Below are 21557 nucleotides of genomic sequence, written 5' to 3'. Positions count from 1 at the left end.
GGCGCCGCTGACGCAGAGCGTGGGGTGAACGTCGAGCGATCGGCGCCACAAATACACGTCAGCGTCCAGGACCCCACCCCTGCGACCCCGCCCCCTCCCGCCTCGTCGGCGACCACCAGCCCGGTGGCCCCGGGCCCGCCACCGGCTCCGGTACTACCCGGCGACGGGCGCCGGGCGGGGGTGGGAGCGACCCCGCCCCCTCCCGCCTCGTCGGCGACCACCGCCCCGGTGGCCCCGGACCCGCGTCCGGCTCCGGTACTGCCCGGCGGCGGGCCCCGGGCAGGGTGGGAGCGACCCCGCCCCCTCCCGCCTCGTCGGCGACCACCGCCCCGGTGGCCCCGGACCCGCGTCCGGCTCCGGTACTGCCCGGCGGCGGGCCCCGGGCAGGGTGGGAGCGACCCCGCCCCCTCCCGCCTCGTCGGCGACCACCGCCCCGGTGACCCGGGGGCCCGCGTCCGGCTCCGGTACGCCCGACGACGGGCGCCGGCCAGGGGGTGGGAGCGACCCCACCCCCGCGGCGAGCGACGGCCACCGGCCCGGTGGCCCCGGCTCCGGTACCGCCCGAGGGCGGGGGTGGGGGCGGTCCCGCCCCTCCTGCCGGGCGATACCCGGGGACCGGGCGGAGTCCCGGCGGGGGTGTGAGGGCGGGCCCCCGCTGTCCTAGAGGGTGGGGCGGCCCGTTGTCACGGCGTAGAAGGCCACCGCCGCCGCCGCGCCCACGTTGAGGGAGTCGACGCCGTGGGCCATGGGGATGCGGACCCATTCGTCGGCGGCCATGAGGGCCTGGGTGGAGAGGCCGTCGCCTTCGGCGCCCAGCATGAGGGCGACGCGGTCGAGGCGGTGGGGAGCGGCGTCGTCGAGGGAGGTCGCCTTCGCGTCGGGGGTGAGGGCGAGGATCTTGAAGCCCGCGTGCCGGACCGCCTCCAGCCCGCGCGGCCAGGTGTCCAGGCGGGCGTACGGGACGGAGAAGACGGCGCCCATGGAGACCTTCACGGAGCGTCGGTAGAGGGGGTCGGCGCAGTCCGGGGAGAGGAGGACGGCGTCCATGCCGAGGGCGGCGGCGCTGCGGAAGATGGCGCCGATGTTGGTGTGGTCGTTGACGGATTCCATGATCACGACGCGTCGGGCGCCGGCGAGGAGTTCGTCGGCCTCTGGCAGCGGTTTGCGCTGCATGGAGGCGAGGGCGCCGCGGTGGACGTGGTAGCCCGTTACGCGTTCGGCCAGTTCGGGGCTGACGGCGTAGACGGGGGCGGGAACGTCCTCGATGACGTCGCGCATGACGTCGACCCACTTGGACGACAGCAGCATCGAGCGCATCTCGTATCCGGCGAGGCGGGCCCGCCGGATCACCTTCTCGCCCTCGGCGATGAACAAACCTTCGGCGGGCTCGCGCTTGCGCCGTAGCTCCACATCGGTCAGACCCGTGTAGTCGCGCAGCCGCGGGTCGTCGGGATCATCGACGGTGATGAGATCAGCCACTTGAGTGATACTGCCTTGTCCTGGATGCCGTGCCAATGCGGCGACGTGAGGAAGTTACCGGTGGTTACGCCCGGCGTGAGCCGACGGAGACGACGTCGCCGATGACCACGACGGCCGGAGGCCGTATGCCCTCGGCGGCGACCGTGTCCGCCACGGTGGCCAGGGTGGCGTCCACGCGGCGCTGGGCGGCGGTGGTGCCTTCCTGGATGACGGCTACGGGGGTGTCCGCGTCCCGGCCGTGGCTGATGAGGGCGGCGGCGATGGCGCCGATCTTCTCGACGGCCATGAGGAGGACGAGCGTGCCGCGCAGGCTGGCGAGCGCGGACCAGTCGACGAGGGAGCTGGGGTCGTCGGGGGCGACATGGCCGCTGACCACGGTGAACTCGTGGGCGACCCCGCGGTGGGTGACCGGGATTCCGGCGGCGGCGGGGACGCTGATGGAGCTGGAGATGCCGGGGACGACGGTGCAGGGGATCCCGGCCTCGGCGAGCGCCTCGGCCTCCTCCATGCCGCGGCCGAAGACGAACGGGTCGCCGCCCTTGAGCCGGACGACGGACTTGCCCGCCTTGGCGTGTTCGATCAGCGCGTTGTTGATCGCTTCCTGGGCCATGAAGCGGCCGTACGGGATCTTCGCGGCGTCGATGACCTCGACGTGCGGCGGGAGTTCGTCGAGGAGGTCGCGGGGGCCGAGCCGGTCGGCCACCACGACGTCGGCCTCGGCGAGGAGACGGCGGCCGCGGACGGTGATCAGGTCCGGGTCGCCTGGGCCGCCGCCGACCAGGGCGACGTGCGGGCCGCGGGTGCGGTGGCGGGGGGCGGCGAGGGTGCCGTCGCGCAGGCCCTCGACCACGGCGTCGCGTACGGCGGCGGAGCGGCGCGGGTCCTGCCCGGTGAGCACGGCGACGGTGACGCCCTCGCTGCGCCCGGTGGCCGGGGTCCAGGCGGAGGCGGCCTCGGCGTCGTCGCTGCGTACGCACCACACCCGGCGCGCTTCGGCCTCGGCGGAGGCGGCGGCGTTGGCGTCCGGGTCGTCGGTGGTGATCAGCGCGTACCAGGCGCCCTCGAAGTCGCCGTCCTGGTAGCGGCGGCGCTCCCAGCGCACCTCCCCCGCCTCGGCCATGGCCTCGACGGAGGGCGTCGCGGAGGGCGAGATCAGCAGGATGTCCGCGCCCGCGGCGATCAGCGCGGGCAGCCGTCGCTGGGCGACCTGGCCCGCCCCGAGGACGACGACGCGCCGCCCCGTGAGGCGCAGTCCGACGGGGTATGCGAAGTTCTCGGACATGGCGGTGCGGCTCTCCTCGTGCAGAATGCCTGCCGCTGCGGCGCTGGAGCGGCTGATCAACAGGTGGGGCGTGGCCCCCGCCGACACCTTACGTGGCGGGGGCGCACGTCAGTTCTTCTCCGTGACTCCCGCGGAGTCGAACGTGGCCACCTCGTGCATCGCCCGCGCGGCGCTCTGCACCACGGGGAGGGCGAGCAGGGCGCCCGTACCCTCGCCGAGGCGCAGGTCCAGGTCGACCAGGGGGCGCAGGCCCAGCTTGTTGAGGGCCGCCACATGGCCCGGCTCGGCGCTGCGGTGGCCCGCGATGCACGCCGCCAGCACCTCGGGGGCGATGGCGCGGGCGACCAGGGCGGCGGCGCCCGCGCTGACCCCGTCCAGGATGACGGGGGTACGCAGGGAGGCGCCGCCCAGCAGCAGCCCGGCCATGGCGGCGTGCTCCAGGCCGCCGAAGGCGCAGAGGACGCCGATGGGGTCGGCGGGATCGGGCTGGTGCAGCTCCAGACCGCGCCGTACGACGTCGATCTTGCGCGCGTGCATCTCGTCGTTGATGCCGGTGCCGCGGCCGGTCACCTCGGCCGGGTCGGCGCCGGTGTAGACGGAGACCAGGGCGGCCGAGGTGGTGGTGTTGGCGATGCCCATCTCGCCGGTGAGCAGGGCCTTGTTCCCGGCGGCGACCAGGTCGCGGGCGGTCTCGATGCCCACTTCGAGGGCGCGCAGCACCTCTTCGCGGGTGAGGGCGGGACCGGTGGTGAAGTCGCCGGTCCCGGCGCGGACCTTGCGCGGCAGCAGCCCGGGGGTGGACGGCAGTTCGCTCGTCACGCCCACGTCCACGACGCACACCTCGGCGCCGACCTGGCTCGCGAAGGCGTTGCAGACCGCGCCGCCGCCCAGGAAGTTGGCGACCATCTGCGCGGTGACCTCCTGCGGCCACGCGGTGACGCCCTGGGCGTGCACCCCGTGGTCACCCGCGAAGATCGCGACCGCGGCGGGCTCCGGAATCGGCGGCGGGCACTGCCGGGACAGTCCGCTGAGCTGCGCGGAGATGATCTCCAGCATGCCGAGCGCCCCGGACGGCTTGGTCATCCGCTTCTGCCGCTCCCACGCCTCGCCGAGCGCCTTGGCGTCCAGCGGGCGGATGCCCTGGAGGGTTTCGGTCAGCAGGCTGTGCGGGTCCTCGCCGGGCAGCGCGCGCCGCCCGTACGACTCCTCGTGGACGACCCACGACAGCGGGCGGCGCTTGGACCACCCGGCCCGCAGCAGCTCCGGCTCCTCCGGGAACTCGTCCACGTACCCGAGGCACAGGTACGCCACGGCCTCCAGGTGATCCGGCAGCCCGAGCGTACGGACCATCTCGCGCTCGTCGAAGAAGCTGACCCAGCCGACGCCGAGCCCTTCGGCGCGGGCGGCGAGCCACAGGTTCTCCACGGCGAGCGCCGACGAGTACGGCGCCATCTGCGGCTGGGTGTGCCGCCCGAGGGTGTGGCGGCCGCCGCGGGTCGGGTCGGCGGTGACGACGATGTTGATCGGCGTCTCGAGGATCGCCTCGATCTTCATTTTCTTGAACTGCTTGGCCCGGCCCTTGGGGAGGGACTTGGCGTACGCGTCGCGCTGGCGCACCGCCAACTCGTGCATGGTGCGCCGGGTCTCCTCGGAACGGATGACGACGAAGTCCCACGGCTGGGACTGCCCCACGCTGGGCGCGGTGTGCGCGGCCTCCAGCACGCGCAGCAGCACCTCGTGCGGGATGGGGTCGGGCCGGAAGCCGTTACGGATGTCCCGGCGCTCGCGCATCACGCGGTGGACGGCGGCGCGCTCGGCGTCGTCGTATCCCGCGTCGGCGCGGGGGCCGAAGGAGATGGCGGCGGGTTCGAGGTCCTCGGACTCCGGGTCGTCGGAGTTCTGGTCGGTGGCGTCGGCCTGTTCGGCCTCTTCGTCGGCCTTCGGCTGAGCGGCTTCGTCGTCGGGGGCCGATTCGGTGGCTTCGTCCTGAGCCTCCGCCGCGTCGTCGGACGGTTCGTCCTCGCGCGCGGTGGCCTCGGCGTCGGGGATCTCCCCGGCGGCGGCCGCCGCGTCATCCGCCTCGGGCGCCTGCGCCTCGGCGGCGGCCTCATGGTCAGGGGCCGCCTCGGCAGGTGTCTCGCCCTCGGGGGCTCCCGCAGCCTCAGCTCCGGCAGCGTCAGGGGCGGTGGGCTCACCCTCCGGCCCGACGCCACCGGCGGCCACCGCAGCCTCGGCCTCGGGGGCGCCCTCTTCGGCGGGGGCTTCTGCCGCAGGGGCCTCAGCGGGGTCGGACTCGGCAGGCGCGGCCTGCGCGTCGGCCTCTGCCGCAGGAACCTCGCCGGCGGCAGCCGGGTCCGCCGGGGCCTGCGCCTCGGCGTCAGTCTCCGGCCCCGAAGCCTCACCGGGGACAGCGTCCTCGGCCGGGCTCTCTGCCACGGATGCCTCGGCAGGGGCAGCTTCGGCGGGCGCCTGCGCATCGGCATCCGGCACCGGAGCCTCACCCGGGGCAGCCGCGTCGGCCGGGGCCTGTGCGTCAGCCTCCGGCGCCGGGGCCTGGCCCTCGGCGGCAGCCGGTTCGGCGGCGTCCGGAGCTTCCGCCACGGACGGCTCGACGGGGGCCGGCTCGCCAGACGCCTGAGCGTCGGCCTCCGCCGCAGGAACCTCACCGGCGGCAGCCGGATCGGCCGAAGCCTGCGCCTCGGCAGGCGCCATCTCGGCGTCAGCCTCACCGGGGACAGCGACCTCGGCCGGGGCCTCCCCCGCGGATGGCTCGGCGGGGGTCGGTTCGGCGGGCGCCTGCGCATCGGCATCCGGCACCGGAGCCTCACCCGGGGCAGCCGCGTCGGCCGGGGCCTGTACGTCAGCCTCCGGCGCCGGGGCCTGACCCTCGGCGGCAGCCGGATCGACGGCGTCCGGAGCCTCCGCCACGGACGGCTCGACAGGGGCGGGCCCGCCAGGCGCCTGAGCGTCGGCCTCCGCCGCCGGGGCCTCGTCCGGGGCAGCCGGGTCAGCCGGAGCCTGCGCCTCGGCGTCAGCCTCCGGCCCCGAAGCCTCACCGAGGACAGCGGCCTCGGCCGGGCTCTCTGCCACGGATGCCTCGGCAGGGGCAGCTTCGGCGGGTGCCTGCGCATCGGCATCCGACACCGGAGCCTGGTCCTCGGCGGCAGCCGGTTCGGCGGCGTCCGGAGCCTCCGCCACGGACGGCTCCACGGGGGCGGGCTCGGCGGGCGACTGCGCGTCGGCCTCCGGGGCAGACGCGTCGGCCGGAGCCTGCGCATCGGCGGGCGCCGCCTGAGCGTCAGCCTCCGGAACCGCAGCCTCACCGGCGACAGCCGGATCGGCCGGGGCCTGCGCATCAGCGTCGGCCTCCGGCGCCGGAGCCTCGCCCGGGACGGCGGCTTCGGCCGCAGACGGCTCGGCGGGCACCTGCGCGTCGCCCTCAGGAACTGGAGCGTTACCGGGGGCAGTCGCATCGGCCGGGGCGTGCGCCTCGGCGGGGACAGCTTGGTCAGCCGGAGCTTCCGTCACGGGCGCCTCGGCGGGGGCCTGTGTGGGCGCGGCCTGCGCGTCAGCCTCCGGCGCCGGAGCCTCGCCCGGGGCGGACGGGTCGGCGGTCGTGGGGTACTCCTCCGCGTCGGCGACTATCGCGTGGCCCGGGTCGACCGCGACCGGTTCGGCGTCCTCGTGGGGGATCTGGGCCGGGATGACGGCATGGGGGCCCGCGTGGAGCTGGTCCGGGGTGATACCCGGCTGGATCTGGGCCGGGATGTCGACGACCGGGTGCCCGGGCTCCATGGTGGGCGCCCCGCCCTGGGGCGGGATGGTCGCGGCCGGGTCGGCATAGCCGGGGTCGGCGTACCCCAGGTCCATCGCCGTCGGCTGCGCACCCTCAGGCGGCATCGGCGCCTCCGGCGCCTCCGGCTGGTCGCCCAGACCGACCGTTTCTGCTGGTGCGGGCATGGGCGGGGGCGGCTGGGGGTCCCAGGCGTCGCCGGGCGGCGGGGCGTCGCCGATCTGCGGGATGTCGGCGAACTGCGGGCCCGGGAGCGGGCCGGGGCCCTCGGGCTGGGGCTGGGTGGTGAAGTACTGCGGCCCGGCGGCGTACTCGGGGGCGCTGGCGTAGTCGACGCCACCGGTGTACTCGGGCTCGGGCGGGGGCGCCGCCTGGGGCTGCTGGACGGGCGGGGCGGTGCTCCGGCCGGCGGCCGGGCCGCGGTCGGCGAGGGAGCGGACCACGCCGCCGGAGGTGTCGGGCACGGGCGGGCCCATGTGCAGGGGGCGGCGGGGAGGCGTGGCGGGGGCCGCGGGCGCGGCGGGGGCTTGGGGCGGCTGCGGTGCGGGCTGTTCCGGCGCCGGGTGGGCGACCGGACCGGCCGGGGGTTCGGCCACCGGCTGCGGCTCGGGCATCTGGGCGTCGGCGTAGGCGGCCATGCCGGGGTCCAGCACTCCGCCCTCGTACAGCCCTTGGCCCTGCTGCTGCGGGTACGGCGGCTGCATCGCGGCCTGCATCTGCTGCTCGTACTGCAGCTGCTGGTCGTACTGCGCCTGCTGGTCGTACTGCAGTTGCTGCTCGTACTGGGCCTGCTGGTCGTACTGCGCCTGCTGCTCGCTCCAGGCGCCCTGAGCGCCCGGCATCAGCAGCAGGTCGTCCTCCTCGCCGCCGGTTTCGGGGCCGTCGAGGAAGGTGTAACCGGCGTCGGCAGGCGGGGCGTGGACATCCGCCGGGTGCGGTTGTCCGAGTCGTCCGCCTGCGTTCTCCGGCAGTCCCTCTCCCGGGACCTGGCCGGTGTCGGTCATGCGTACCCCTCGCCCATCGCTAGTGCTCCTTCCAACCGCCTACCGCCGGGAGCAAGCCCCGTGAGCAAGAACGAGCGTGCGCCGTGCGCGGCACGTAGCACGCCCGAGGCTTGCCCACCGCGGCCCGGTAAGAAAGAGTCACATTCCGGCCTTTGGCCGATAAAGCGCCTAACACCGGGCAGCGGTACAGGCAGTACAACGATCCGCCAGCCTACCCCGCGCGACGCTTCCGGAAGGTCACCGGGGCGAAGCTCGGGGCGAACGTCACAGGGACAAAATCACTGGTGCGGGCGGTGTCCGCAGAGGAGAAAGGCCACCGCGCGTTCGCGTTCGGCCCACACCCGGGTGTCCAACTCGACTGATTGCAGCAGGAGACACTCGACCCCGTAGCCGCCGTCCTCCAGGGCGGCGCCGATGGCCTCCGCCTCGTCACGGGTGGCGGCGTGGGTGACGATGCGCTCGGGGCGGCGCGCGGCGCACGCGGCGACGACGGGTGCGCCCCCGCCGCCGATGCGGACGACGTCCGGCTCGGGCAGGTCCTCGAGAACGTCGGGCGCGGTGCCGTGGACGACCTGGAGCTGGACGCCGAAGCGGCGGGCGAGGGTGTCGACGCGTTCGCAGGCGTCCGGGTCGCGGTCGACGGCGATGACGGCGGCGCCGAACCCGGCGGTCTCGACGGCGGCGGCGCCGCTGCCCGCGCCGATGTCCCAGACCAGGTCGCCGACGCGGGGACCGAGGCGGGCGAGTTGGAAGGAGCGCAGCTGCTGCGACTCGTTCTCGCCGAGCACGGTCGCGTACGCGGGGGCGGGCAGCGCCCAGCCGCGTACGGAGCCGGGGTAGCCCGGGTCGCGGCCGGCGATCCAGCCGCCGCTCTGCAGTGCGCCGCGGGCGGCGCCGGTGGGTGCGCCGCTGCGGACGGCGGCGGCGCCGGAGCCGCCGATGACGATGACGACGTTGGGGTCGCGCCAGGTGTGGTCGGCGGCCTTGTCGGAGGTCAGCACGGTGACCTGCTCGCGTTCGGTGCCCAGGGCCTCGCAGATGACGAAGGTGCGGTGCACCGGGCCGAGGAGCAGGGCGAGTTCGGCGGGACCGGCGCCCGGTGAGGTGAGGACGGCGACCTTGGTGTGGGCGCGGCAGACGTTGACGGCGCGCCGCAGGTCGCGGCTGTGGGCGACGACGACCTGGGCGTCGTCCCAGGGCATCCCGGCCCGGGCGAAGGCGGCGGCGACGGAGGAGACGGCGGGCACGACCTCGACCTCCAGGCCGTGCTCGGGGGCGCGCAGGGCGCGTACGACGCCGAAGAAGCCGGGGTCGCCGTCGGCCAGGACCACGGCCGAGCCGCGGTGCTGGGCGATGCGGCGGGCGGCGAGGTCCACGCTGCCGAGCCGGATGCGTTCGGCGCCGGGCGGGACTTCGGGCAGCGCCAGGTGGTGGGCGGCCCCGGCCACGAGGGTGGCCGCGCCGAGGGCGGACCGGGCCACGTCCATGAGCGGGGAGCCGTCCCAACCGATCACCGTGACGCGGTCGGCCATCGTCGTCTGTCTCCCCAATGTGTCGCAGGTCGGTCGCGGGTTGGTGCGCGCGGTCGCGGTGCGTGGTGCACGCGGGCGGTGCCACGGATCGCCTGCCCCCGGGGGGCGTGCCGCGGCGGCCGTGGCGGGTGCGCCGCGGTGCGCGTGCCGTGGACGCGCGTATCGCGGCTGTGGACGGGCCGGCCCGCAGGTGCTCAGCCCGGAGAGATTACCCCGCCTGGTCCGGACCGCCGGACCGGGGGCTGGGGCGGAGGTGGCGCGCCGGGGGCGCTCGGGAGGCGCGGCGCGCCGGGGTTCAGCACGAATAAGCGCCGGTCAGCGCCGGTCGACTCCGGCGGTGTACTCGGAGTACGTGGGGAAGATGTTGAAGGCGTCGTTCCCGGCCGTACGGTCGGGCGCGCCCTCCAGATCCTCGGGGAGCAGGCTCCAGACGATGAGGTCGGTGCGCAGATCGGTCCAGCCGCCGTCCTCCATCTGGGTGCGGGCTATGCAGGCGTTGCGGAGCACTCCCTCGCTGATGCAGCCGACCTTCTGGGCGACCTGCTGACCGGCGGTGTTGCCCGCGGCGGTCCGCAGCTCCAGCCGTTCGAACCTCTGGTCGTGGAACAGCCAGCGGGCGACGGCCAGCACCGACTCCACGGCGTAGCCCTCGCCGCGCGCCCAGGGGGCGGTGATATAGCTGATCTCGGTGCCCAGGACCTTCCAGTCGGTGTTGCGCAGATGGATGATTCCGACGAGCCGCTGGGTGAGGAATTCGGCGACCGCGAAGACGATTCCGCGGCCCGTGGTGCGTTCGGCGGGGGCGAGCCGCATCGCCTGGTCGCGTGCGTCGCGGTGGGTGTACGGGTGGGGAGCCCGGCTCCAGGTGATGACGAGTTCGTCGTTCATCATGTCCGTGAGCGCGGGCAGGTCCGCTTCCTCGAACGGGCGCAGCACCAGCCGTTCCGTGCTGATGGAGATGTCCGGGAAAGTGGATGTCATGCGCCGCTCCGTAACCGGGTCGTTTCAAAGTCGTGGCGAAGAGCCCAGCATGCAGCATCGCTGCGGCGAAATGCAGCACGGGGTGCGGAAACGGAAGGCCCCGCATCCGATTGTCGCCCGGATGCGGAGCCTTGCGTGTTCGGTCGGTCGTTTTTCGGAATGGCAGGTGTCAGAACGACGCGAGTACGGATCCGTCGTACTTGTCCTTGATGAACTTCTTCACCTGCGGAGAGGTGAGGAGCTTGGCGAGCTTCTTGACCCGCGGGTCGTCCTCGTTGCCCTTCTTCACGGCGAGGAAGTTGCCGTAGGGGCTGTTGTCCGGGGACTCCAGGATCAGCGCCTCCTTGGCGGGCTTGAGGTGGGCCTGGATGGCGTAATTGCCGTTGATGACGGCGGCGTCCACGTCGTCCAGGGACCTCGGCAGCTGCGGCGCCTCCAGCTCCTTGAACTTCAGGTCCTTGGGATTGTCGGCGATGTCCTTGGGGGTGGCCTCGGTGCCGGCGCCCTTCTTGAGCTTGATGACGCCGTGGGCGTCCAGCAGCTGGAGCGCCCGGGCCTCGTTCACCGCGTCGTTGGGAACGGCGACGGTGGCGCCCTTCTTGAGGTCGTCGGCCTTCTTCACCTTGTGTGAGTAGAGGCCGAGCGGCTCCAGGTGCACGGTGACGACGGGCACGATGTCGGTGCCGCGCTTCTTGTTGTAGTCGTCGAGGAACGGCTTGTTCTGGAAGTAGTTGGCGTCCACCGAGCCGTCCTGGGTGGCGGGGTTCAGCGAGTTGTAGTCGGTGAACTCCTTGATCTCCAGCTTGAGCCCCGCCTTCTTGGCCAGGTGGCCCTTGACGTAGTTGAGTATCTCGGCGTGCGGGACGGGGTTCGCGCCGACGAGCAGCGGGCCGTCCTTGTCGGCCTTCCCCGAGCTGGGCGGGGCGCAGGCGGACGCACCGGCGGCGAGCGCGGCGGCGGCGAGCAGGGTGGTGGCGGTCTTGAGGACGTTACGCACGAAAAGTGCCTTTCCGGTGTCGAGGTGTCAGGAAGTCTTGGTCAGCTGGGCGGGTTCGCCCGGCTCGGCGGTTCCGGCCGTGTCGGCCGCATCGGCCGTGTCGGCGGCCTGGGTACCGGCGCTCCGGGTACGGGAGCGCAGCAGCACCAGCCGGGGCGCGGCCGAGCCGGGGCTGCGGTGCGAGAGCGCGCGGGCCGCGATGTCACCGGCGAACTGGATGACGGAGATCACCACCGCGAGGATGGCCACGGTGACCCACATCAGCTGGGTCTCGAACCGCTGGTAGCCGTAGCGGACGGCGAGGTCGCCCAGGCCGCCCGCGCCGACCGTGCCGGCCATCGCCGAGTAGCCGATGAGCGCGACGATCGTGGTGGTGGCGCTGGAGATCAGCGACGGAAGCGACTCGGGCAGCAGGACCTTGCGTACGACGGTCCAGGTGGAGCCGCCCATCGCCTGCACGGCCTCCACCAGCCCGCCGTCGACCTCGCGCACCGAGGTCTCCACGAGCCGGGCGTAGAAGGGGATGGCGCCGATCGCCAGCGGCACGATCGCGGCGGCGGGGCCGATGGTGGTGCCCACGATCGCGCGGGTGAAGGAGATCAGCGCGACCATGAGGATGATGAACGGCATCGAGCGCGCGATGTTGACCACCTGGCCGACGACCTTGTTCACGACCACGTTCGGCAGCACGCCGCCCCGGTCGGTGAGGACCAGCAGCACGCCGAGCGGCAGCCCGCCGACGATCGCGATGGCCGCCGACCAGCCGACCATCCAGAGCGTCTCCAGACATGCCTGCTGCAACAGGGGCTGCATCTCGGACCAGGTCACTTGGCGCCCTCCTTGAGCACGGCGGTCTTCTTGGCGTCCGTGGCGTCCGTGGTGCCAGCGGCGGTGGCGGCGGCCTGCGTCCCGGCCGCCTCGTACGCCACGTCCGCCACGTCGACCTGGAGGCCCTGCTCCCGCAGGAAGCCGATCGGCACGACGTTCTCCTCGAAGGGGCCGGGCAGCTCGATGCGCATCCGGCCGACCTGGTTGCCGCCGACGGTGTCCATCGCGGCGCCGAGGATCGAGATGTCGATGTTGTACGTACGGGACAGCTGGGAGATCACCGGCTTGGCCGCGGCCTCCCCCTGGAACGTCACGTCCACGACCGTGCGGTCCGCGCCCGAGGGCACCCCGCCGACCGGGAACAGCTCCTGGGCCAGCTGCGAGCCGGGGGTGGCCAGCAGCTCGCCGACGCTGCCGGACTCCACGATCCGCCCGCCGCTCATCAGCGCGGCCGAGTCGCAGATCGTCTTGACGACGTCCATCTCGTGCGTGATCAGCAGCACCGTCAGGCCCAGCTGCCGGTTGAGGTCGCGCAGCAGCTGGAGGATCGAGCGGGTGGTCTCGGGGTCGAGCGCGGAGGTCGCCTCGTCGGACAGCAGCACCTTCGGGTCGCCCGCGAGCGCGCGGGCGATGCCGACGCGCTGCTTCTGGCCGCCGGAGAGCTGCGCGGGGTACGCCTTGGCCTTGTCGGCGAGGCCGACCAGGTCCAGCAGCTCCAGGGCCTTGCGGGTGCGCTCCTTGCCGGAGACGCCGAGGATCTCCAGCGGCAGCTCGACGTTGTCGCGCACCGTGCGCGAGGAGAGCAGGTTGAAGTGCTGGAAGACCATGCCGATCCGGCTGCGCGCCTGGCGCAGCGCGGAGCCCGCGCGCTGTCCCCGTCCGGCGAGCGCGGTGAGGTCCTGACCGGCCACGGTGACCGTGCCGGAGGTGGGGCGCTCCAGGAGGTTGACGCAGCGGATGAGGGTGGACTTCCCGGCGCCGCTCTGGCCGACGACGCCGTACACCTCACCCTCGCGGACATGCAGATCGACGCCGTCGAGGGCGGTGACCTCGCGGCCTCGTGAGCGGTAGACCTTCGTCAGGTCCGTAGTGGTGATCACAGGGTTTCCGTCACTGTTGAGTGCAGGCGGTTGTGCCGCCGGGCACGGTTCCATTCCTTACGGAAGCGGCGTGGGCGGGCCGAGGGCGTGCGCGCGCGGGTGTGGGCGCGGGCGCGGCTCGGGGCCGGTGACGCGGGGCGGGCCGGGTCCGCGCGCGGGCGGCGCGGGCATGGCTCAGCGGGTCTCGCTTCGGGGCGCGAGGCTCAGGCGGGGGCCCTCAGCGGTCACACATTCGACACCGACAACGAGCACCGGGCGTCGTCATCGCCTCGGTCGCAGGGGTGCGGCAGCTCGTCGTGGTCATGGCCGCCAGTAAACCAGAGACCCTGACGGGCCCATCAAGCGTGTCCGCATGGCGGACGTCGATGACCAGTCCGTGGACAGTGGGCTCGTCCGGGGTCCGGCGGCCTCCTCTTACTCTCCCCCTGCTCCCCTCTACTCCCCCGCTCTACTCCCCCGCTCTACTCCCCCGCGACGATCTCCACTCCCCCGTCGACGACCCACGCCGACACGGCCGACAGGTCCTCCACCACGATGTCGGCCTCCAGCTCCGCCCGGCTGGTCGTCGTGGTCAACGCCACGGTCCGCATCCCGGCGGCCCGGGCGGCGGCGAGCCCGGCCGGGGCGTCCTCGAAGACCACACAGCGGGCCGGGTCGGCGCCCAGCTTCCCGGCGGCCAGCAGGAAGGGTTCGGGGTCCGGCTTGCCCCGGGTGATGTCGTCCGCGGTGATCAGCAGCCCAGGGCGTATCCCGGCCTCGGCGAGGCGGGCCTCGGCCAGCGTGCGGCCCGCGGAGGTCACCACCGCCCAGCGCTCCGCGGGCAGCCCGGCCAGCAGGTCGAGGGTGCCGGGCAGCAGCCGTACCCCGCCGGGGACGTCCTCGACCTCCAGCTCGTCGATGCGGCGGCGGGCCTCCGCGACGCGGTCGGCGGGGAGCAGATCGCCGATGATGTCGGCCGCCGGGCGGCCGTGCAGCTCGACCCGGGCGAACTCCTCCGTCACGCCGTACTCCGCGGCCCAGCGGGTCCAGCAGCGGACCACGGACTCCATGGAGGAGACGAGGGTTCCGTCGTTGTCGAACAGCAGCGCGTCAGCGGTGATCTTCATGGGGCGCAGCGTACGGGGCCGATCGCAACGCGGTCATTCGGGCCGATTACAGTCGTCCCATGCTTGTCACCCCCTGTGTGCGGGACCGCACCGCGCGGAGGCTCCGTTTGCTCCGTTGGCGGAGGTTCCGTTGATCGACCCGCTGACCGCCGTGCTCGGTGCGACCGCCCTCGCGCTCGCCGCGTGGTGCGGTTTCGCCGCCTACCGCGACCAGCCCACCAAGGACTGGCACTTCATCGGCATGGCCGTGGTGTCCCTGCTGGCGATCGTCCAGCTGGTCATCGGGATCGTGCGGCTGGCGCGGGGCGAAGACCCCGAGCAGGGCGTGGCGATCTTCATCGCGTATCTGGTCGGTTCGGCGCTCGCCGTGCCGATCGCGGCGTTCATGTCGCTGGCGGAGCGGACCCGCTGGGGTTCGGCCACGGTCGCCGCGGCGGCCGTGGTGCTGGCGGTGCTGGAGGTACGGCTGTACGACATCTGGGGAGGCGTGGGTGGCTGAGTCGGCACGTACGGGGATTGGGCAGGGGCCCGGGCGGCTGCTGGTGATGCTCTACGGGGTGTTCACGGTGGCCGCGGCGTCGCGCTCGCTCTACCAGCTGATCGCCCAGTTCGACGAGGCGCCGCTCGCGTACGTCCTCTCGGCGGTCTCCGCCGTGGTGTACGCCTTCATCACGGTCTCGCTGGTGCGGGGTGGGGAGGGGGCGCGCAAGGCGGCGCTGGTGTGCTGCGGGGCGGAGCTGGCCGGTGTGCTGACGGTGGGCACCTGGACCTTGGCCGACCCCTCGGCCTTTCCCGACCAGACGGTGTGGTCGGACTACGGGATGGGGTACCTGTTCATCCCGATCTTCCTGCCGGTGACGGGTCTGCTGTGGCTGCGGCGTGCGCGCCGGGGCGCCTAGTCCCCACCCCGCCCCTTCCCGAACCGGGGCTCCGCCCCGGACCTCCTTGGTGGTGGGGGCTCCGCCTCCACACCCCCGCCGGGGCTCCGCCCCTGGACCCCGCTCCTCAAACGCCGGAGAGGCTGGGTTTTCGCCCGGAGGGGCTGGATTGGACCGGTTGTGGGCCAACGAAACGCCACGGGCGGAGCCCCACCCCGCACAGGGTGGGGCTCCGCCGCGCCGCAGGCGTTACGCGCTGGCCGCGAAGGCCGACATGGAGGCGTCCTTCTCCAGGGTGACCAGGCTCAGGCGGCGGTTGACCTCTTCGGTGCCGACCTGCGCGTAGCCGTACTTCCGGTACAGACGGAGGTTGCCGTCGCTGCGGTGACCGGTGAGCAGCCGGTACCGCTTGGCGGCCCGCTCCTCCGTCAGCCGGGCCTCGATCGCCGCGAGCAGGCGCCCGCCGAGCCCGTGCCGCTGCATCCGCGGATGGACGATGAGCTTGCCGATGGCGGCCGTGCCCTTGTCGTCGACGGCGCCCCGGACCGAGCCGACGACCTCCTCGCCGAGCCGGGCCACCAGCACACAGCCCTCGCCCAGTTCGGCGCGCAGGTCGTCGAGCGTCTGCGTCAGCGGCTCGATGGAGTAGTCCCCGTAGAGCTCGGCCTCACCCTGATAACACAGGTACTGCAGCTTGAGGATCTGCTCGGCGTCGTCCGCGGTCGCCGCGGAGATGGTCACGCTCATGCCCATGTGCGCATGCCTCCCCTTTTCTTCGGTCCACCGGCCGCCTGAGGGTAGGAGCGACCGGGGTTCATTGCCTGGAAAGGAGACGTCACATGGTTGTGGCCGCCTCCCGGGCGCCGATTGTCTAACGCTCCTTTCCCCACGGTTCAGGAGCCGCAACCTCCGCCGTGAGCATTCTGCGCAGGCAACCCAGACATCGGGAACGTACCGGGCCGAGACTGCCTTGTGAGATACCCAACTCGACCGCGATCTCGCGATATGTCAGGTCCGACCGGGACAGCATCGCCCCGAGCAGCCTCGGGCAGCGGCCGGGCAGCCGGCGCACCGCGGCGCGCAGCACCCGCCCGGTCTCGGCGGTGAGCACGGCGTGCTCGGCGGGGCGGGGCTCGGGGCCGCTCGGCGGACCGTCGCCGACCGGGTCGTACGGGACCTCGCGGCGCGCCCGGCGCCGGGCGCCGCGCACCTCGGCCCGGACCGCGTGGCGCAGCCAGCGCGCGGGCTGGGGCGGCGGGCCGCTGTCCCGGGTGCGCTCCAGCAGCCGCAGCCAGACGGCCTGCTCCAGCTCGGCGGGCTCGACGCCCGCTCCGTACGCTCCGTACGCCTCGGCCGCCGCCTCGGCGGCGAGCAGCGGACGCAGTTGCTCCACAAGCTCCATGCCGGGCGGGACGTGACGCGCTCGGCGGGTGGTTGCCGGGCCGCGGGTCTCTCACCCGTCCGGGGAAACGGCGGGCCGCGCCTTGACGCCCAAGGCGCGGCCCACCACGTCCCTACTGCTTGCGGAAGTCCGCCGCGGCGAGGAGGGCGGTGTCCGGGTTGTCGGAGAAGATCCCGTCGATGCCGGTGCCGAAGTACGCCTTGAAGGCGCCGAAGGCGTCCCCGTACGCGTTGGGGTCGCTGCCCCGGCGGAAGTCGGCGGGCAGGAAGGTGTTCTCGTTGCGCATGGTGTACGGGTGCAGGACGAGCCCGGCCGCGTGCGCGTCCTTGACCACGCTGGTCGGGGTGCCGAGCTTGCCGTCGGCCGTGCGCGGGATGATCACCGACAGGTCGGGGCCGATGCCCTGGGCGTAGCTCGCGATCCACTTCAGGCCCTCGGGCTTGACGAGGTCCGCGACCGTCCGCGGGTCGTTCGCCTCGACGAAGTCCCAGGGGCGGCTGTTGATGGTGGACAGCAGCACGACCGCCGGGGTGGCGACCAGCTTGCGCAGCCGCTGGATGCTGCTCGGCTCGAAGGACTGGAGGAAGAGCGCCGCGTCCTTCTTGTGGCGTCCGTACTTACGGAGCAGCTTCGCGACCCGCTCCTCCAGGCCGAGGCCGATCCCCCGGAAGTAGGTGGGGTGCTTGGTCTCGACGTACAGCCAGACCCGGCGGCCCCGCTTGCGGCCCTCGCGCTCGGCCCACTGCAGCACCTCCTCGAAGGTGGGCACCTCCCAGCGGCCGTCGTAGAGCGTGTTGCGCTGGCGGTTGCCCGGGATGCGCTCCTTGGCGCGCAGCGTCTTCAGCTCGGCCAGCGTGAAGTCCTCGGTGAACCAGCCGGTCAGCTTGGTGCCGTCGACCGTCTTGGTGGTCTTGCGGTCGGCGAACTCCGGGTGGGCGGAGACATCGGTGGTGGCCGTGATGTCGTTCTCGTGACGGCACACCAGATGCCCGTCCTTGGTGGGGACGAGGTCCTGCTCGACGATGTCCGCGCCCATGTCCAGCGCGAGCTGGTACGAGCCGAGCGTGTGCTCGGGGCGGTAGCCGGAGGCGCCGCGGTGGCCGATGACCGTCGGCACCGGCAGCCCGCGCACGGGCCCGCTCGCCGTCGCGGTGCCCGTCTCGGCGGCGGTGGCCGTCCCCGCGCCGCCCAGGGCCACCGCTCCCGCACCGAGGGCCGCGGCCCCCAGAAGGGCGCGCCGCCCGGGCTGTTGCTCGCGCTGTTCGCGCTCCATGAGCACTCCTCGCTCTGGTGTCCAGCACCGTCAATTCCTGTCAGAGAACGGGCTGATGGTAGGGGGGTGTGCCTTATCGGCGGGAGACCTGCGGCGAAACGCGTGGGAAACGGGTGTCAACACTGCGTATCAGGTGGGTGAACCCGGTGTGCGCCGTGACATGACCGGCGAGTATCGTCCTCATCGGCGCTTCTGTGCGGTACCGGGTTGACGGACCGTAGGCGAGGCGCCCCCGACCTTGACCCCGACCGGAGGGCCCGTTGTCCCGTTTCGTGTTCCTGAAGGCAGTACTCGGTCCGCTGATGCGCCTGATGTTCCGTCCACGGGTCGAGGGCGCGGAGCGCATTCCCGGCTCCGGTCCGGTGATCCTCGCCGGGAACCACCTCACCTTCATCGACTCGGTGATCCTGCCGCTCGTCTGCGACCGCCAGGTCTTCTTCATCGGCAAGGACGAGTACGTGACCGGCAAGGGCCTCAAGGGCCGGCTCATGGCCTGGTTCTTCACCGGCGTCGGCATGATCCCGGTCGACCGGGACGGCGGGCACGGCGGCGTCGCCGCGCTGATGACCGGCCGCCGGGTGCTGGAGGAGGGCAAGGTCTTCGGCATCTACCCCGAGGGCACCCGCTCCCCCGACGGCCGCCTCTACCGCGGCCGCACCGGCATCGCCCGGCTCGCCCTGATGACCGGCGCGCAGGTGGTGCCGTTCGCGATGATCGGCACCGACCGGCTCCAGCCAGGCGGCAAGGGCCTGCCGCGGCCGGGCCGGGTGGCGGTGCGGTTCGGCGAGCCGCTGGAGTTCACCCGCTACGAGGGCATGGACCGCGACCGGTATGTGCTGCGGGCGGTGACCGACGAGGTCATGAGCGAGGTCATGCGGCTGTCCGGCCAGGAGTACGTGGACATCTACGCCACGAAGGCGAAGGCCGCGGAGACGAAGACCGCGGCCTGATGCTTCCCGCCGCCGCTGACGGGCCCGCGACCGGGCCGATACGGGCGGACGCCGACACCGAAGTGTCAGCATCCGCCCTTCTTCGTACGGTTCCGGTCACTGTCCTGTCACCGTCGGTAGGACGCCCCGCCGCACTGGTCTCGCGCCCGGGACGGCCACTACCGTGCCGCGGGTGACGACATTGACCGTGCCTTCCCCCGACTTCGTATCCCTCCGGGGTCGTCGGTTCGCCCTCACCGACTTCGGCGGCCCGGGAACCCCGGTCCTCGCCCTGCACGGGCACTTCGGCCGCGGCCGGATGTACGCGCCGCTGGCCGCCGCCCTGGCCCCCGCGTACCGGGTGATCGCCCTGGACCAGCGGGGACACGGGCTGACCGGGGGCGGCGGGCCGTTCACCCTGGACGAGTACGTCGCCGACGCCGCCGCCCTGCTGGACGAGCTGCGCCCCGGCCCGGTGCCGGTCGTCGCCCACTCCACGGGCGCGGTCGCCGCGTACGCCCTCGCCGCGCGCCACCCCGATCTGGTGAGCGCCCTCGTCATCGAGGACATCGGCGCCGTGACGGACCGTCCGGTGGTCGCCCACCCCGTACTCGACGTCACCGGCTGGCCGACCTGGGCCGCCGACCGGGATACCCTGCGCGACCAGATCGAGTCCCGCGGCATCCCGGACGCCTCGTACTTCCTCGACAGCGCCGAGCGGGACCGGGCGACGGGTGGATGGCGACTGCTGTTCGAACCGGCCCACATGATGGCCTCCCAGGAGGCGATGCGGGGCGACTTCTGGTCCGAGTGGCTCGGATCGGCCTGCCCGGCCCTGCTGATGCACGGCGAGCACAGCCCCCTGCTGCCGCCCGGCCACGCCCGCGAGATGGCGCGGCGGCGGCCGCGCACCACGCTGCGGGAGTTCGCGGGCTGCGGGCACTGGATCCACGACGACGCGCCGAAGGAGTACGCGTGGGCGGTGGGGCGGTTTCTGGGGTCGGTGGGCGCGGACGCGTAGCGCGCGTACGTAGCCGGTGCGCTGGGCTTTTCCCCCGGCCCCGCCCCTTCCCGAAAAAAACTTTGGCGGCGATGTCGAGAACCCGAGATCGGCTCCGTCCCCGGGGTGAACGCGACCACAATGGGTCGCATCAGCACCGAGGAGAGACACCATGGCCAAGTACCTGCTGCTCAAGCACTACCGTGGCGCTCCGGCTCCGGCCAACAACGTGCCCATGGACCAGTGGAAGCCGGAGGAGATCTCCGCCCACATGAAGTACATGCAGGACTTCGCGGCCCGGCTGGAAGGGACCGGCGAGTTCGTCGACGGTCAGGCGCTCGCCCCCGAGGGGACGTGGGTCCGGTACGACGGTGAGGGGCGCCCGCCGGTCACCGACGGTCCGTTCGCCGAGACCAAGGACCTCATCGCGGGCTGGATGGTGATCGACGTCGACAGCTACGAGCGCGCCGTCGAGCTGGCCGGGGAGCTGTCGGCCGCCCCCGGGGCGGGCGGGGAGCCGATCCACGAATGGCTCGAACTGCGCCCGTTCCTGACCGCGCCGCCCACCATCACGGAGTGACCTCATCGATGGACGAGACCCTGCTGAGGAGCCTCACGCCGAGCGTGCTCGGAATCCTCGGCCGCCGCGGAGCCGACTTCGCGGCGGCCGAGGACGCCGTCCAGGACGCACTCATCGAGGCGGTCCGCGTCTGGCCCACCGAGCCCCCGCGCGACCCGAAGGGGTGGCTGGTCACCGTGGCCTGGCGCCGGTTCCTCGACGCGACCCGGGCGGACGCCGCCCGCCGCCGGCGCGAGGACCTGCACGACGAGGAACCGGCCCCCGGCCCCACCCCCACCGCCGACGACACCCTCCAGCTCTACTTCCTGTGCGCCCACCCGTCGCTGACGCCGTCGTCGGCGGTCGCGCTCACCCTGCGCGCCGTCGGCGGGCTCACCACCCGCCAGATCGCCCAGGCCTACCTGGTGCCCGAGGCGACCATGGCGCAGCGCATCAGCCGCGCCAAGCGCACCGTGTCCCGCGTACGGTTCGACCAGCCCGGCGATGTCGCCACCGTGCTGCGCGTCCTCTACCTGGTCTTCAACGAGGGCTACTCCGGCGACGTCGACCTCGCCGCCGAGGCCATCCGCCTCACCCGGCAGCTGGCGGCCGCGTACGACCACCCCGAGGTGGCGGGGCTGCTCGCCCTCATGCTGCTCCACCACGCCCGCCGCGCCTCCCGGACCGCGCCCGACGGCAGCCTGATCCCCCTCGCCGAGCAGGACCGTGCCCGCTGGGACACCAAGTCGATCGCCGAGGGCGTCGCCGTCCTCCAGAGGGCCCTCGCCCGCGACCGGCTGGGCGAATTCCAGGCCCAGGCCGCCATCGCGGCCCTCCACGCCGACGCGCCGACCGCCGAGGAGACCGACTGGGTGCAGATCGTCGAGTGGTACGACGAGCTGGCGCGCCTGACCGACAGCCCGGTCGTCCGGCTCAACCGCGCGGTGGCCGTCGGCGAGGCCGACGGCCCGCGCGCCGGACTGGCGGCGCTGGCCGCCCTGGACGACTCCCTGCCCCGCCACACCGCCGCGTCCGCGTACCTCCACGAACGCGACGGCGACCTGCCGACAGCGGCCCGCCTCTACGCCGAGGCCGCCCAAAAGGCCCCCAACGCCGCCGAACGCGACTACCTCACCCGCCAGGCCGCCCGCCTCAACACCCGCCGGAACGAATAGGCGGGGGGCTGCACCTTCCATGCCTCCGGCGTTTGAGGAGCGGTGGGGGTGGGGGCGGAGCCCCGGCGGGGGTATGGGGGCGGAGCCCCCGCACCGGGGCCTGGGGCGGAGCCCCGGCTGGGGTCCGGGGGCGGAGCCCCGGCTGGGGTCCGAGGGCGGAGCCCCGGCTGGGGTCCGAGGGCGGAGCCCCAACGTGGGCGTGGCGACGGAGCCCCGACGGATCTGGGACGGAGCCCCAG

At 73.4% G+C, this 21557-nt stretch carries 18 protein-coding genes; 6 read left to right on the top strand and 12 right to left on the bottom strand.

Translation table 11 applies throughout. From position 1 onward, the window contains the following. Positions 1-660 precede the first annotated feature (660 nt). The 9 genes from ACFZCY_RS21520 to ACFZCY_RS21480 all read right to left on the bottom strand — a co-directional run bounded on the left by ACFZCY_RS21520 (position 661) and on the right by ACFZCY_RS21480 (position 14102). Positions 661-1479 carry an RNA methyltransferase gene (locus tag ACFZCY_RS21520; RefSeq protein WP_055557886.1) on the bottom strand — a complete coding sequence of 273 codons (819 nt, stop codon included), beginning with the start codon at positions 1477-1479 and terminating at the stop codon, positions 661-663. 64 nt (positions 1480-1543) lie between these two features. Further along, positions 1544-2761: a uroporphyrinogen-III C-methyltransferase gene (gene cobA / locus ACFZCY_RS21515; protein ID WP_391175359.1), complete on the bottom strand. Its 1218-nt coding sequence runs from the start codon at positions 2759-2761 to the stop codon at positions 1544-1546. A 108-nt stretch (positions 2762-2869) separates the two neighbouring features. Then, positions 2870-7558 carry a nicotinate-nucleotide--dimethylbenzimidazole phosphoribosyltransferase gene (gene cobT, locus ACFZCY_RS21510; RefSeq protein ID WP_391175356.1) on the bottom strand — a complete coding sequence of 1563 codons (4689 nt, stop codon included), beginning with the start codon at positions 7556-7558 and terminating at the stop codon, positions 2870-2872. A gap of 278 nt (positions 7559-7836) precedes the next feature. After that, a complete protein-coding gene (gene cbiE / locus ACFZCY_RS21505) occupies positions 7837-9090 on the bottom strand; it encodes a precorrin-6y C5,15-methyltransferase (decarboxylating) subunit CbiE (RefSeq protein WP_391175352.1) in 1254 nt (417 codons plus the stop codon). 315 nt (positions 9091-9405) lie between these two features. Further along, on the bottom strand, positions 9406-10071 hold the full coding sequence (locus tag ACFZCY_RS21500) for a GNAT family N-acetyltransferase (RefSeq protein ID WP_361479323.1): 666 nt from the start codon (positions 10069-10071) through the stop codon (positions 9406-9408). A 169-nt stretch (positions 10072-10240) separates the two neighbouring features. After that, the gene (locus ACFZCY_RS21495) at positions 10241-11068 is read right to left on the bottom strand and encodes a MetQ/NlpA family ABC transporter substrate-binding protein (protein WP_391175349.1); all 828 of its coding nucleotides are present in this window, start codon (positions 11066-11068) and stop codon (positions 10241-10243) included. A gap of 27 nt (positions 11069-11095) precedes the next feature. Further along, positions 11096-11896 (bottom strand): methionine ABC transporter permease MetI, encoded by an 801-nt coding sequence (locus tag ACFZCY_RS21490; RefSeq protein WP_391175345.1) that lies wholly within the window; start codon positions 11894-11896, stop codon positions 11096-11098. Next, on the bottom strand, positions 11893-12996 hold the full coding sequence (locus tag ACFZCY_RS21485; RefSeq protein ID WP_391175342.1) for an ATP-binding cassette domain-containing protein: 1104 nt from the start codon (positions 12994-12996) through the stop codon (positions 11893-11895). The genes ACFZCY_RS21490 and ACFZCY_RS21485 overlap by 4 nt, the downstream gene beginning before the upstream one ends. A 461-nt stretch (positions 12997-13457) precedes the next feature. Continuing rightward, positions 13458-14102, bottom strand: coding sequence for an HAD-IA family hydrolase (locus ACFZCY_RS21480; RefSeq protein WP_391175339.1), 645 nt, complete (start codon positions 14100-14102; stop codon positions 13458-13460). Between the two features lie 130 nt (positions 14103-14232). Here ACFZCY_RS21480 and ACFZCY_RS21475 point away from each other — a divergent pair, with 130 nt between their 5' ends. Together ACFZCY_RS21475 and ACFZCY_RS21470 are read left to right on the top strand one after the other, a co-directional pair. Next, positions 14233-14601, top strand: a complete 369-nt coding sequence (locus ACFZCY_RS21475) for a hypothetical protein (RefSeq protein ID WP_391175335.1) — start codon at positions 14233-14235, stop codon at positions 14599-14601. Between the two features lie 46 nt (positions 14602-14647). Continuing rightward, entirely contained in the window at positions 14648-15001 is a 354-nt protein-coding gene (locus tag ACFZCY_RS21470; RefSeq protein ID WP_391175963.1) for a hypothetical protein, read from the top strand. A gap of 228 nt (positions 15002-15229) precedes the next feature. Here ACFZCY_RS21470 and ACFZCY_RS21465 read toward each other — a convergent pair whose 3' ends face one another. The 3 genes from ACFZCY_RS21465 to ACFZCY_RS21455 form a co-directional block, all read right to left on the bottom strand. Then, on the bottom strand, positions 15230-15733 hold the full coding sequence (locus ACFZCY_RS21465) for a GNAT family N-acetyltransferase (protein WP_055557875.1): 504 nt from the start codon (positions 15731-15733) through the stop codon (positions 15230-15232). Between the two features lie 118 nt (positions 15734-15851). Then, positions 15852-16382, bottom strand: coding sequence for a sigma-70 family RNA polymerase sigma factor (locus tag ACFZCY_RS21460; RefSeq protein WP_391175331.1), 531 nt, complete (start codon positions 16380-16382; stop codon positions 15852-15854). Between the two features lie 112 nt (positions 16383-16494). Next, a complete protein-coding gene (locus tag ACFZCY_RS21455; RefSeq protein ID WP_391175328.1) occupies positions 16495-17655 on the bottom strand; it encodes a glycerophosphodiester phosphodiesterase family protein in 1161 nt (386 codons plus the stop codon). Between the two features lie 260 nt (positions 17656-17915). Here ACFZCY_RS21455 and ACFZCY_RS21450 point away from each other — a divergent pair, with 260 nt between their 5' ends. The 4 genes from ACFZCY_RS21450 to ACFZCY_RS21435 all read left to right on the top strand — a co-directional run bounded on the left by ACFZCY_RS21450 (position 17916) and on the right by ACFZCY_RS21435 (position 21318). Beyond that, entirely contained in the window at positions 17916-18605 is a 690-nt protein-coding gene (locus ACFZCY_RS21450) for a 1-acyl-sn-glycerol-3-phosphate acyltransferase (protein WP_391175325.1), read from the top strand. Positions 18606-18786: 181 nt separating this feature from the next. Next, on the top strand, positions 18787-19605 hold the full coding sequence (locus ACFZCY_RS21445) for an alpha/beta fold hydrolase (RefSeq protein WP_391175960.1): 819 nt from the start codon (positions 18787-18789) through the stop codon (positions 19603-19605). Between the two features lie 151 nt (positions 19606-19756). Further along, positions 19757-20164 carry a YciI family protein gene (locus tag ACFZCY_RS21440; protein ID WP_391175322.1) on the top strand — a complete coding sequence of 136 codons (408 nt, stop codon included), beginning with the start codon at positions 19757-19759 and terminating at the stop codon, positions 20162-20164. Between the two features lie 8 nt (positions 20165-20172). Beyond that, positions 20173-21318 carry a DUF6596 domain-containing protein gene (locus ACFZCY_RS21435; protein WP_391175956.1) on the top strand — a complete coding sequence of 382 codons (1146 nt, stop codon included), beginning with the start codon at positions 20173-20175 and terminating at the stop codon, positions 21316-21318. The last annotated feature ends 239 nt before the right edge of the window (positions 21319-21557 follow it).

This window comes from Streptomyces sp. NPDC007983, assembly GCF_042958345.1.
Taxonomy (GTDB): domain Bacteria; phylum Actinomycetota; class Actinomycetes; order Streptomycetales; family Streptomycetaceae; genus Streptomyces.
The sequence above is the reverse complement of the archived record's forward strand: the minus strand, read 5'-3'. Positions and strand labels throughout refer to the sequence as shown.

Bases quoted from the DNA above. Each gene is read 5' to 3' on its own strand.
- ACFZCY_RS21460 (WP_391175331.1), bottom strand. From the start codon at position 16,382: ATGGAGCTTGTGGAGCAACTGCGTCCGCTGCTCGCCGCCGAGGCGGCG.
- ACFZCY_RS21500 (WP_361479323.1), bottom strand. From the start codon at position 10,071: ATGACATCCACTTTCCCGGACATCTCCATCAGCACGGAACGGCTGGTG.
- cbiE (WP_391175352.1), bottom strand. From the start codon at position 9,090: ATGGCCGACCGCGTCACGGTGATCGGTTGGGACGGCTCCCCGCTCATG.
- cobA (WP_391175359.1), bottom strand. From the start codon at position 2,761: ATGTCCGAGAACTTCGCATACCCCGTCGGACTGCGCCTCACGGGGCGG.
- ACFZCY_RS21465 (WP_055557875.1), bottom strand. From the start codon at position 15,733: ATGGGCATGAGCGTGACCATCTCCGCGGCGACCGCGGACGACGCCGAG.
- cobT (WP_391175356.1), bottom strand. From the start codon at position 7,558: ATGACCGACACCGGCCAGGTCCCGGGAGAGGGACTGCCGGAGAACGCA.
- ACFZCY_RS21455 (WP_391175328.1), bottom strand. From the start codon at position 17,655: ATGGAGCGCGAACAGCGCGAGCAACAGCCCGGGCGGCGCGCCCTTCTG.
- ACFZCY_RS21440 (WP_391175322.1), top strand. From the start codon at position 19,757: ATGGCCAAGTACCTGCTGCTCAAGCACTACCGTGGCGCTCCGGCTCCG.
- ACFZCY_RS21480 (WP_391175339.1), bottom strand. From the start codon at position 14,102: ATGAAGATCACCGCTGACGCGCTGCTGTTCGACAACGACGGAACCCTC.
- ACFZCY_RS21470 (WP_391175963.1), top strand. From the start codon at position 14,648: ATGCTCTACGGGGTGTTCACGGTGGCCGCGGCGTCGCGCTCGCTCTAC.
- ACFZCY_RS21435 (WP_391175956.1), top strand. From the start codon at position 20,173: ATGGACGAGACCCTGCTGAGGAGCCTCACGCCGAGCGTGCTCGGAATC.